Source organism: Psychrobacter sp. UBA3483 (assembly GCF_002377905.1).
Classification (GTDB): Bacteria; Pseudomonadota; Gammaproteobacteria; order Pseudomonadales; family Moraxellaceae; genus Psychrobacter.
Genome location: NZ_DFQS01000066.1, coordinates 8,083 through 18,525, shown reverse-complemented (window position 1 = coordinate 18,525; position 10,443 = coordinate 8,083). Strand labels below are relative to the sequence as shown.

The 10,443-nt window shown below is 45.1% G+C and carries 9 protein-coding genes; 2 read left to right on the top strand and 7 right to left on the bottom strand.

Annotation, left to right across the window (positions count from 1 at the left end):
- Positions 1–198: 198 nt before the first annotated feature.
- The 6 genes from nqrF to B2866_RS12065 form a co-directional block, all read right to left on the bottom strand.
- Complete coding sequence (nqrF, locus tag B2866_RS12090; protein WP_296194626.1) at positions 199–1,434, bottom strand: NADH:ubiquinone reductase (Na(+)-transporting) subunit F; 1,236 nt, start codon at positions 1,432–1,434, stop codon at positions 199–201.
- 120 nt (positions 1,435–1,554) lie between these two features.
- Complete coding sequence (nqrE, locus tag B2866_RS12085) at positions 1,555–2,163, bottom strand: NADH:ubiquinone reductase (Na(+)-transporting) subunit E (RefSeq protein ID WP_068404382.1); 609 nt, start codon at positions 2,161–2,163, stop codon at positions 1,555–1,557.
- A complete protein-coding gene (locus B2866_RS12080; protein ID WP_286797280.1) occupies positions 2,163–2,834 on the bottom strand; it encodes an NADH:ubiquinone reductase (Na(+)-transporting) subunit D in 672 nt (223 codons plus the stop codon). The genes nqrE and B2866_RS12080 overlap by 1 nt, the downstream gene beginning before the upstream one ends.
- A gap of 1 nt (position 2,835) precedes the next feature.
- Positions 2,836–3,768 (bottom strand): Na(+)-translocating NADH-quinone reductase subunit C, encoded by a 933-nt coding sequence (locus B2866_RS12075; RefSeq protein ID WP_296194621.1) that lies wholly within the window; start codon positions 3,766–3,768, stop codon positions 2,836–2,838.
- The gene (locus B2866_RS12070) at positions 3,749–4,984 is read right to left on the bottom strand and encodes an NADH:ubiquinone reductase (Na(+)-transporting) subunit B (RefSeq protein WP_296194619.1); all 1,236 of its coding nucleotides are present in this window, start codon (positions 4,982–4,984) and stop codon (positions 3,749–3,751) included. The genes B2866_RS12075 and B2866_RS12070 overlap by 20 nt, the downstream gene beginning before the upstream one ends.
- A 5-nt stretch (positions 4,985–4,989) precedes the next feature.
- Positions 4,990–6,342, bottom strand: a complete 1,353-nt coding sequence (locus B2866_RS12065; protein WP_296194618.1) for a Na(+)-translocating NADH-quinone reductase subunit A — start codon at positions 6,340–6,342, stop codon at positions 4,990–4,992.
- A gap of 913 nt (positions 6,343–7,255) precedes the next feature.
- Here B2866_RS12065 and hisA point away from each other — a divergent pair.
- The gene (gene hisA, locus B2866_RS12060; RefSeq protein ID WP_068408306.1) at positions 7,256–7,996 is read left to right on the top strand and encodes a 1-(5-phosphoribosyl)-5-[(5-phosphoribosylamino)methylideneamino]imidazole-4-carboxamide isomerase; all 741 of its coding nucleotides are present in this window, start codon (positions 7,256–7,258) and stop codon (positions 7,994–7,996) included.
- 69 nt (positions 7,997–8,065) lie between these two features.
- Positions 8,066–9,850 carry a mechanosensitive ion channel domain-containing protein gene (locus B2866_RS12055; protein ID WP_296194615.1) on the top strand — a complete coding sequence of 595 codons (1,785 nt, stop codon included), beginning with the start codon at positions 8,066–8,068 and terminating at the stop codon, positions 9,848–9,850.
- Positions 9,851–9,907: 57 nt separating this feature from the next.
- Here the strand turns inward: B2866_RS12055 and B2866_RS12050 are convergent.
- On the bottom strand, positions 9,908–10,443 hold a 536-nt coding region (locus B2866_RS12050; protein ID WP_296194612.1), incomplete at its 5' end, for an IS630 family transposase.

Sequence of the window (10,443 nt, the reverse complement as noted above, 5' to 3'; positions counted from 1 at the left end):
CAAGGTTGGATGGAGAATAATCTACCTAAACTACTTCATGATATGGGCTGTTCCAGTGTTATTGTGGATTGACTATATAATTGTAAGGTTGTAGAAATAAAAAAGAGCCTCCATTGAGACTCTTAATTTATCATATACTTTTAGCTTAACGATACTTGTTGAATAAATAGGTTTTATCAACCGATTTAAATAATCGGCTTAGCCACCAAAATCATCAAGCATGATGTTTTCATCTTCCACGCCCAAGCTGTGTAGCATGTCGATTACCGCCGCGTTCATCATCGGTGGCCCGCACATGTAGTATTCACAGTCTTCTGGGTTTGGATGGTCTTTAAGATAATTTTCAAGCAACACGTTATGGATAAAGCCGGTTGGACCTTCCCAATTGTCTTCAGGGAGAGGGTCAGACAAGGCCACATGCCACTCAAAGTTATCAAACTCTTCTTCTAGCTGATCATAATCTTCAACGTAGAACATCTCACGAATCGAGCGCGCGCCGTACCAAAAGCTAATCTTACGCTTGGTATCTAAGCGTTTGAGCTGATCGAAAATGTGCGAGCGCATCGGTGCCATACCTGCACCACCACCGACGAAAATCATTTCAGCTTCGGTGTCTTTGGCAAAAAACTCACCATAAGGACCCGAAACCGTCACTTTATCGCCAGGTACGAGGCTAAATACCCAAGAGGACATTTTGCCCGGTGGTATACCGTCAGGACCGCGTGGCGGTGGACTGGCGATACGGATATTAAACTTAATAATGCCTTTTTCGTCTGGATAGTTGGCCATTGAGTAAGCACGAATCACTGGCTCATCAACTTTCGACACATATTTGAAAATATCGAACTTTTCCCAATCTTCGCGGTATTCTTCGTCAATCACAAAGTCTTTATAATGCACTTCATGCGGCGGCGCTTCTAACTGTACATAACCCCCGGCGCGGAAATTAACTTCCTCGCCTTCTGGAATTTTAAGCACCAACTCTTTAATAAAGGTGGCAACGTTATCATTCGAGACAACTTCACATTCCCACTTTTGTACATCAAAAAACTCAGGGTCAATCTCGATTTTCATGTCTTGCTTTACCGCAACCTGACAGGCAAGACGCATGTGGTTACGGATTTCGCCTTGGGTAAAATACCCAGTTTCGGTGGGCAAAATAGAGCCGCCCCCTTCGATAACGCGGCAACGACACTGCGCGCACGTACCACCGCCACCACAGGCTGAAGATAAGAAAATACCTTCGCTTGCCAATGTTTGTAGCAGTTTTCCGCCCGCGGGTGTCACGACGTCATTATCGGGATTATCGTTGATATGGATAGTAACATCGCCTGAACTGACCAATTTTGAGCGCGCCGCCAAAATAATGGCAACGAGACCCATGATGATCACGGTAAACATAGCAACGCCACCAATCGCCGTAGCGTAATCCATGGTAGGTATCCTTAATCTATGGAGTAGGGGAGCGAAAAAACGTCTTTGCGTTTTTTGAACCCCTACCGAATAAATGAATTAAATAGGTCAAAGTGCTAAATAGGTTTTAATCTTAGCGGTTTAAATTGACATACCGCCGAAAGACATAAAGCCAAGTGACATCAGACCAACCGTGATAAAGGTAATACCAAGACCACGCAGCGGCGCTGGAATGTCTGAGTATTTTAGCTTTTCACGGATACCCGCCAAGGCGGTAATCGCCAATGCCCAACCAAAACCTGCGCCGACGCCGTATACCATCGATTCACCGAAGTTATAATCACGCTCAACCATAAACAGTACGCCACCTAAAATGGCGCAGTTAACGGTAATCAGTGGTAAGAACACCCCAAGAGCGTTATACAGACTCGGGACGAACTTATCTAAGAACATCTCTAAAATCTGTACCACAGCGGCAATCAAACCGATATAACTGAGTAGGCCCAAAAAGCTTAAGTCGATATCAGGGAAACCTGCCCATGCCAGCGCACCATTTTTTAAGATGAACTGAAACAAAAGGTTATTTAGCGGTACGGTAATCGCCATCACGACGACCACAGCGACTCCAAGACCAATAGCGGTGGAGACCTTTTTTGATACCGCCAAAAAGGTACACATGCCTAAGAAGTAGGCCAACGCCATATTCTCGATAAAGACCGAGGTTATAAATAAACTGACATAGTGTCCCATTAGTGACCGCCTCCTTGTGCCATGCCTTTAGATTGCGGCTTCATTACAAATTCAGCTTCTTCGACCTGTTCAGGTTTCCAAGTACGGATAATCACAATGAACAGAGCGATAATAAAGAACGCTGACGGTGGCAATAGTAATAGACCATTTGGTACGTACCAACCACCATCGTTAGCGGTTTGCAAAATGGTCATACCGAACCAGCTGCCTGCGCCCAAAATCTCACGCACACTCGCGACAAATAGCAGTACCGCCGAGTAACCAAGACCGTTACCAATACCGTCTAAAAAGCTTGGTACTGGTGGATTGCTCATGGCAAATGCTTCGGCACGGCCCATCACGATACAGTTGGTGATAATCAAACCAACGAATACCGACAAGCCTTTACTGACGTCATAAGCGACCGCTTTTAAAATCTGGTCAACCACGATAACTAATGACGCAATAATCGTCATCTGCACAATAATACGAATGCTTGATGGGATTTGCTTACGGATAATAGAGATAAAGAAGCTTGAGAATGCGGTTACCAAGGTCAACGCCACACTCATCACCAGCGCATTTGCCACACTGGTAGTAACCGCCAACGCCGAACAAATACCTAAGATTTGCAGGGCAATCGGGTTATTGTCAAAGATAGGCGAGGTTAAAATCGTTTTTGTATCAGCCATGTTATGCCTCCTTGCCGTGTGCTGTTGGCACTACTGCGATCAGTTCGGTTGCGGGATGCGTCTGCTGTTGATGTAAGTTCTGACCCAGTTTTTTATACGGACTTTGACTGGCTTTGATTTCTGCATCTGCCAATGTTTTACCGCTCTCTTCACGCAGATGATCTAGATAAGGTTTATAACCTTGCTCACCGAGCCAAAACTGAATCATGTTACTGACGCCGCGACTGGTCAAAGTAGCACCACTGATACCATCTACCCAGTTGTCTTTTGGATTACCGGCTTTGGTCACACCCGTTGCTACTGCGCCGTTTTCGTCATAAGAATGAATGCCGCTCCACATGGCGCGCCACTCAGGCTCCTCGATACGAGCGCCTAGACCTGGGGTTTCTTTATGCTCATAAAAACTGATACCTTTGATGGTATTCATGTCACTTTCAAGCGTTAAGAAACCATAAATCGTACCCCATAGACCATAGCCTTGAATCGGCAGCACCACCATTTCAGGTTGTCCAGCGTCATCACTTTTGACATAGACTTTGGCGTATTTAGGAACACGGCCGATACCAGCAGGGTCATTACCGCCCAAATCTTCGCTTAGGGCTTTGTTCTTGGTCGCCTGACTGGCATCGTATGCATTGCGATCAGGAATGCCAGCGGCTTTTAGCGCGTCATCATCGAGGTAATCGCCTTTATTAAGGTCAACGATTTTTACCTCAAAGTCTTTAAAACGCTTAGCCACATCTTCATTGGTATCAGACGCCGGGTCAAACATACCAGCGGCGACTAAGATGTTTTTGTTACGGTCCAAGCGCGCGTTTTCAACTTGCGCTGGTTTTAAACCAACAGCTGCCGCTGAGACCAATACAGAACACACCAAGCATAGCGTCAACGCCACGCTGATGGTTTTTGCATTATTACTTTTGGGCTTGGACATAACGAACCCTCCGTGCTGTTTGGCGCTTGATATTGGCTTGCGTCACAAAGTAATCAAATAATGGCGCAAATAAGTTGGCGAATAAGATGGCAAGCATGATACCTTCTGGGAAGGCTGGGTTGACGACGCGAATGAGTACGGTCATAAAACCAATCAAAATACCATAAGCCCAGCGGCCTTTATTGGTGTGCGCAGCTGATACAGGGTCGGTTGCCATAAACACCGCACCAAAGGCAAAACCGCCGATGACTAAATGCCAGTAAAACGGCAGGCTCATCATCATATTGTCTTCAGAACCAACTAGGTTAAAGACGAGGGATGTGGCAATTAGACCCACCACACAACCTGCCATGATGCGCCATGAGGCAATGCGCGTCCAAAGTAGAACCACTGCACCTAGCAAGATAGCCAGCGTCGATACTTCACCGATACTGCCTTGCATATTACCCAAGAAAGCATCTGTCAACGTGATGGCATTGCCATAAACATCAACGAAGTCTTTTGGGACGACGCCAATCGCGGCAAGTCCAAGTGGCGTTGCACCCGAGAAACCATCGACCGCGGTCCATACTGAGTCGCCTGACATATAAGCAGGGTAAGCAAAGTACAAGAACGCACGACCTGATAGGGCAGGGTTCAAGAAGTTTTTACCCGTACCGCCAAAGACTTCTTTTGCCACGACCACACCAAAGATAATACCTAGGGCTACTTGCCATAAAGGAATATCTGGTGGTAGACACAGCGCAAATAGCACAGAAGTCACAAAGAAACCTTCGTTAACTTCATGGCCGCGCACGACAGCAAAGATAATCTCACAGAGAATACCGACCGCAAAGGTGACGATATAAATCGGGAGGAACTGCATTGCCCCGTAGACAAAGCTTGCCCAGATACTGTCTGGATTGTAGCCTGCCATACTGGTGATAACGGTACGCCAGCCTTCAGGCTGTAAGCCAAGCTGCGCAATCGCAGTTAATGCTTGATGACCGATATTATACATACCCCAAAACATCGCAGGGAAGGTACATAACCAAACGGTAATCATAATACGCTTCAGGTCGATACCGTCGCGCACGTGTGAGGATGCGTATGTCGTTGAGCCTGGTTGACGTAAAAACGTATCAAACATCTCAAAGATAGCGTAGTACTTTTCGTGTTTGCCACCCTTGGTGAAAGACGGCTCCATACGATCGAACATATTGTGTAAAAATTTCATCGTGGTTAGCCCTCCAGCTCAATGCGCGTTAAATTGTCACGCAAAATATCGCCGAATTCATATTTGCCAGGAGATACAAAGGTGCATAATGCCAAATCTTCTTCGTCCAATTCAAGTACGCCCAAATCGACGGCACTAACGATGTCTTCGACAATCAAAGCGCGCAATAGCTGCGTTGGCAGATAGTCTTGAGGCATGACTTCTTCATAGACACCAATTGGTACCATCGCCCGCGGCGAGCCATTGCTCGAAGTGGTAAAGTCATATTTTTTACCACCAAAAAACTGCGAGATATAGATGGGCAATTTAGAAAAGCGATTGGCACCAGCAGTAAAGAAGTGAAACGCTGGACGTTCACGACCTTCGGTTAGCGCACTGATTTGATTATGAAAGCGGCCAAGATAATTAGTGTTACCCAACACCTTGCGGCCCGATAACACAGAACCTGAGATGATACGGTTCTCGCCAGCTGCAAGCTCACCTTTGGTCAATGCCGTGATATCCGCGCCGCGCTCGGTGACCACCAAATGCGGGTTTTTAACCGCAGGGCCAGCTAGGCTAAGCATACGGCGCGTATATAAGCGACCGGTGGTAAATAGCTTACCAATGGCAATCACGTCTTGATAACCAATCGTCCACACGGTCACGCCGCGCATGATGGGATGCAAAAAGTGGATGTGCGTGCCAGCCAGACCAGCAGGATGTTTGCCAGCAAAGCTATGATACTCAGTGACATTATTAACCGCCGTTTTGGCAACTGGCGTCAACTGGGCATCGCCGTGATGGCAGACAAAGGTCTTGGGGCTGAGGGTTGATAATACAGCAAGTCCGTCATTGAACGCTTGAAGCTGCTCATTAATCAGCAACATCGGGTCAAACGCTAGTGGATTGGTATCCATAGCGGTGACAAAGATAGCGTGCGGACGGGCACCGATATCAGGAGAGCGGCTATAAGGACGCGTACGAAATGCGGTCCATTCGCCAGAGGCAAGCAGTTGGGTTTCAACGACTTCAGAATTTAGGTCAGCAAGTTGCTGGGAGTCGTAGCGCTGAAATTCTACTTCTTCACCGTTTGGGTCGACCGCAATCACAAGACTTTCAAAAACACGACGCTCACCGCGATTGACGGCGATGACCTTACCAGCAGCAGGAGCAGTATAGATAACGCCGACCCGTTTTTTGTCTTCAAAAACGGGCTGACCTTTAGCTACGATGTCGCCTTCTTTGACATTCATCGTGGGCTTCATGCCCACATAATCATAGCCAACAAGTGCTACATAGGCGGGTCTGTGCTCAGATATCTCGCGGGAGGGTTCACCAGTGATGGGTAAATCCAAACCTTTTTTGATGGTAATCATAAGCGAAAACTTAGTCCATAGTCTAAAACGATACCAGACGTCCTGTTTGGTATATCGGCAGCATGACTAACAGCGTCATTAATAAAGTGCTTTAGCAAACCCAAAAAAGGGCGTGAAAAAGTACTCTAGACATGACACATCATCATAACTACAAGTAAGAATATTAACGCTGACCTTAGACTCCTTAACAACACGTTAATGTCTTATTCGAATGACCAAAGTGACGACTGGCTACCAAGGTGTATCGCAAAACTCTCAAATCTAACAGTATCCTCAACGAGGAGGACAGTAGATAAAATACAGTTCTACCATACGATTTATTAAAATCTTAAAATTTGTCGTATCAGAAATCATAGGGTTGTTGCAATTTAAGCAGCGCTTTTCATTTGAGTGAATATAAATGAGGCATCAGTGATTTGTTCATACTTTGCGAAAGCTGTCTTTGTGAAAGCTATCTAAGTGCTGGTTAATGACCTATGATTACAGGGTAAACTCAATTACTTGATAAGCTCAGTATTAATTTGACTGCCAATACAAAGCTCATATTTACCTTATGCTGATTGCAATCGTCAATAGGTAGCAGACGATTAGGTTTTATCATACAAATACAAATTTACCTAGGATTATACGCTAAACTGACCTAAAATTGCCAGTTGGTAAGTGAATTTACCTAATGTTACGAGTGATTCCTTCTGCTAAAACTTATGGTTATGATTATTGGTTTTCTGCCATTTTTACTATTTAATGAATTTGTCCTAACCGTCGCTTTTAATTTGCTATGCTAAATGACTTTATAAGCAGTCGCTTTTAAGTAGCCATTGGTGAAGTGGCTCTTGATTAAGTGGCTATTGACGCTTGTTTCACTTTTTAATGGTTTTTTTATTGTTCATATCGTTTTTATAAGGAATGCTGTATGTGTGCTGTCCCTGTTATTATCCCCGCTATCGATTTAAAAGATGGTAAATGTGTGCGTTTGAAACAAGGTCGTATGGAAGATGATACGGTATTTTCTGATGATCCAGTTGCTATGGCAGCGCGTTGGGTCAATGAAGGCGCGCGTCGCTTACATTTGGTCGATTTAAATGGCGCATTTGATGGCATCCCGGTACACAAACAAGTGGTCAACGACATTGCAAAAGCTTTCCCTAAGCTGCCGATTCAATTGGGCGGCGGTGTGCGCAATATGAAAACCATCGAGCAGTATATTAGCGCAGGTTTGACTTATATTATCATTGGTACCAAAGCTGTGGAAGATCCAGATTTTGTGACCGAAGCTTGCCGCGAGTTTGCTGGACACATTATTGTCGGTATCGATGCCAAAGATGGGATGGTTGCCACGCACGGTTGGGCAAACGTGACCGATACTAAAGCGACTGAGCTTGCCAAGCGTTTTGCTGATGTTGGCGTATCGTCAATCGTTTATACCGATATCGCTCGTGATGGTATGATGCAAGGCGTCAATGTTGAACAGACGGTCAATTTAGCACGTGAAGGCGGCCTGCCGGTGATTGCATCAGGTGGCGTCACCGATATGAAAGATATCGAATTGCTGAAACCTTATGGTGATTGTATCGAAGGGATTATCACTGGCCGCGCGATTTATGAAGGCACCTTAGACTTGGGTGAAGCGCAGCTTTATCTAGATGGCAAATAGTTTTAGTCGCCATATGTCAAGAGCGCTATTGGAAATGTGATGTAAAGCTAGAATAACAAAGGGATACTTATGGCAGCGTATTTTGACCAGCCTGGATTGCGTAAGCTACGCAGATGGAGCAAGCTAAGCCAGTTACGCATCATGACAAAGGCCTGCGCTCAGCTATTGTTGCTATTAAGTATCTTTTTAAGCGCTCTTTTAAGCGTCCCCATTTATGCGGCTGCAGAAAGTAGCACAAATGAGAATGTTGTAGTCAATGATGAGGTTGCTGATAATCATGCAACCAGTAGTCATAGAACTAATAATGCAACTAATAATGAACCAAACACTCAGCCGACTACCACCCCACCCATCAATAAGCCAAATAATAGTCTAAATAGTGCTATCACTATTACCCCTGCGACGCCAAGTACTTCTGACACTGCGCCGGCGCCAGTTGAAAAACCGCCAGTTATCAGCGGTGAAAGCACCAATAACGCTCAAATCGAAACCACGCCAACACCATTAAAAGACAATGACATTCGTCAACGTATCAGTGGCATTTTTTCAGAAATTGACGGCTTGCAAGCAGTAAACGTCAGCGTCAACCAAGGGGTTGTTACCTTAACCGGTGAGACACCCAATGAGAAAAAAGCCCAGCAAGCGATTAATCTAACCAATCGCTTAACGGACGTAGTGACAGTAGAGGATAGAATCAATCGCACCCTTGATGTGCAAGACAACGTCTCAACCGTTTATCAGAGCCTCAAAGCGCAAACCAAAAACCTAGTCAAAGCGTTGCCGCTACTACTCGTAGGGATTGTTTTATTTGCTTTGGTCACGTGGTTTGGCAGCTGGCTCTCCAATCGCAAAAAAATGTGGCAACGCCTTACGCCCAATCCTTTTGTTGCAGAGCTGCTTGCCCAGACCGTTAAAGTCATATTTATCGTTTTCGGTCTTATCTTAGCATTAAGTTTGATTGGTGCCGAGACTATCTTGGGCACGCTGCTTGGCGGCGCAGGTGTGATCGGTATCGCCGTTGGTTTTGCCGTCAAAGACACGATAGAGAACTATATTGCCTCGCTGATGCTCAGTATCCGCCAGCCGTTTCGCGCCCGCGATCATATTTTGATTAACAATCAAGAAGGCATTGTGGTACGCCTAACCTCACGCGCCACTATTTTAATGACCTTAGATGGCAATCAGTTGCGTATTCCTAATGCTGAAGTTTTTAAAGCGACGATTTTGAATTACACCAAAAACCCCGAGCGCCGCTTTACCTTTGAGCTAGGGGTTGATGCCAACGATGACCCGCTTGCTGCTATCAAGGTTGGTATCGATGCTATCTGTCAGTTGGGTTTTGCATTAGATAAACCAAAAGTCACAGCAGTTATCAAAGAAGTAGGTGAGTCAAACATCGTTTTACAGTTCCAAGTATGGGTCAATCAATTGGAAGCGGATTTCTCCAAAGCTCGCAGTATCGCCATTCGTGAAACCAAGCATGCCTTAGAAGATGAAGGCTTTAGTTTACCGGAACCCATTTATCAGTTGCGCTTTAACCATAAGTTAGAAAAAGCCTTTGAACAATTCCAAAGCAGTCAAACGAACGATAAATCACCAGCAGAAACAACTGTAACGCCTCATATCCATGCAGTTGATGAAGCACCTAATGTATCTTCTGCTACTGGTACTAGCATCGAAGATAAAGATAAGAAACAAGCAAAGGCACGGGCCAAGCATATATTACAAGGTCGCAATGCCGATGAAGTACTCGATGCGCGTCCTGATCAGAAACTGATGGAGAAAGTTGAGCAAGAAATTGCTGAAAATTCAGATGAAACCGATTTATTAAGTAACAACAGCCCGCAAGAATAAGTCCGTAAGAATGGTTTCGGTTACGACCAATAATCCCTGTAAATAAAGTCGTTATAGTCAGTTCAAAATAAAAGTGTTATGCCTTGGACAAATATCATAAAACAATTTAGATAAGTCATTTTCCATCCAGCCTTGGCGTAGAAACTTCACTTGAGCCCATTTCTTTTCGATAGGGTTTAGGTCTGGGCTGTACGGTGGCAGCCATAGAATACGATGACCATGCCTGTTTAGTAGCTTTTGAATGCGTTTGCTCTTATGAAATCTGGCATTATCCATGACAATCACGCATTTGGTTTTAAGACTTGGGATTAGCTTGTGTTTGCACCAGTGATAGAAGACGATGCTGTTGATGTTTGTCTCAAAGTAATCAAGTGCAAACAGCATCTTTTCATATAGAGCACCGATAACGTTGGTTCGCTTTTTACCTTGCCAGTTGTAGCTATCGATACAAGGCTTACCAATCGGTGCATAGCCATAAGGACGAATAGTTTCAGCCTCAAAGCCGCTTTCATCCATATAGACAATGGGATAGCCTTGCTGTTTAAAGTTACCAAGCTTACTGTGGTATATCGCTCTTTTGATCGGACAGGCTT

Coding starts and splice junctions, on each gene's coding strand:
- nqrF (WP_296194626.1), bottom strand. CDS start 1,434: ATGGATTACGCTACGGCGATTGGTGGCGTTGCTATGTTTACCGTGATC.
- nqrE (WP_068404382.1), bottom strand. CDS start 2,163: ATGGGACACTATGTCAGTTTATTTATAACCTCGGTCTTTATCGAGAAT.
- B2866_RS12080 (WP_286797280.1), bottom strand. CDS start 2,834: ATGGCTGATACAAAAACGATTTTAACCTCGCCTATCTTTGACAATAAC.
- B2866_RS12075 (WP_296194621.1), bottom strand. CDS start 3,768: ATGTCCAAGCCCAAAAGTAATAATGCAAAAACCATCAGCGTGGCGTTG.
- B2866_RS12070 (WP_296194619.1), bottom strand. CDS start 4,984: ATGAAATTTTTACACAATATGTTCGATCGTATGGAGCCGTCTTTCACC.
- B2866_RS12065 (WP_296194618.1), bottom strand. CDS start 6,342: ATGATTACCATCAAAAAAGGTTTGGATTTACCCATCACTGGTGAACCC.
- hisA (WP_068408306.1), top strand. CDS start 7,256: ATGTGTGCTGTCCCTGTTATTATCCCCGCTATCGATTTAAAAGATGGT.
- B2866_RS12055 (WP_296194615.1), top strand. CDS start 8,066: ATGGCAGCGTATTTTGACCAGCCTGGATTGCGTAAGCTACGCAGATGG.